This is a genomic window from Moraxella sp. E33BD, assembly GCF_041807865.1.
Lineage (GTDB): Bacteria > Pseudomonadota > Gammaproteobacteria > Pseudomonadales > Moraxellaceae > Moraxella > Moraxella haemolytica.
Genome location: NZ_JBGTZD010000038.1, coordinates 1 through 1,096, shown reverse-complemented (window position 1 = coordinate 1,096; position 1,096 = coordinate 1). Strand labels below are relative to the sequence as shown.

Sequence of the window (1,096 nt, the reverse complement as noted above, 5' to 3'; positions counted from 1 at the left end):
CAAACTTGAACCATCACCAAATGTGTTGTTGAGCTCAAACCTGCCGTCTTTGAATAATCGCCAGCCTTGCCGTCCTGCAACATAGTTGTCAGATTGAATACTGTCGGCGATGTGCAGCATATTGATAGACGCTCGGGCAATACTGGCACTATTAAGCCACGCCCCCGCAGGGTAGCTTACACCATCGATGGTGGTAGTGCGGGTCGTAAACACAAACGGCTTTTTGGCACTCGTTGTCGCCCCAAAATAAATCTGGTCGGCATTGATGCCAAAACGGCTAGTAACACGACCGTTTGCCAGCTCACTCATAAGACCATAACCGCTGATAAAGCCGTTGTTATCCACTGTAACTGCTTTAATCGCACGCACGCCATTGACTGACCGCTGTACATCTCTGATGCTTGTGGTCTGACCGTTTAGGGTGGTATCTAACTGAGAGATACGCTCACTCAACGCACTGTCAGCACTTGTTACAGTCTGTTTAAGCTCTTGCAACTGTGCTTGTACGCTTTTATTTTGCTTTTGTACGCTCACTTCAAAGATACTTGCCCTTTGATAATATGGCAGACGGTTTAGTTTAAGGCGATTAAGTGCTGCGTTAACTTGTAGTTCACCAGTAAACACACCGTCAGCAGGATTATTGAGCGTAGTCAGCTGAACATTACTATCAGCATCAAGCACATAAATCGTCGTCAGATTAGTACTTGCTCGTACTGTAATCTTGATTGTCTCGTTTTGCACAGTTTGCGATAAGCTGTAATTAGCGATATTGTACGCTGTTGTGTTATTCACAGCGACTTTGCCGCTAATCACAATGTCATCGCCCCAGTCGGATTGGTTGCTTGCAAGCTCGGTTTGGATTTTGCTTAGTGCTTGATGGGCGTCAGACAATGACTGCTCAGCTGTGGCAAGTCGTGAGCTGGTGCTTGACTTGTTGCTTCGATAGTCAGTATCAAGCCGTCCGATACGCTCTGACAATGCACTGTCAGCTTGTGTGAGTGTGCGTTCAAGCGTACTAAGATTTGCAGCTGCTGTTCTATCAGCCTGCTTATAAGCTGTGTCAATCTGAGAGATACGCTCTGATAGTGAGCGTTCT

General features: G+C 46.5%; 1 protein-coding gene. It reads right to left on the bottom strand.

Features of this window, described 5'->3' with window-relative positions; all coding sequences use genetic code 11:
* A partial coding sequence (locus ACERC6_RS10245) for a hypothetical protein (protein ID WP_373630529.1) occupies nucleotides 1–1,096 on the bottom strand: 1,096 nt, incomplete at both ends.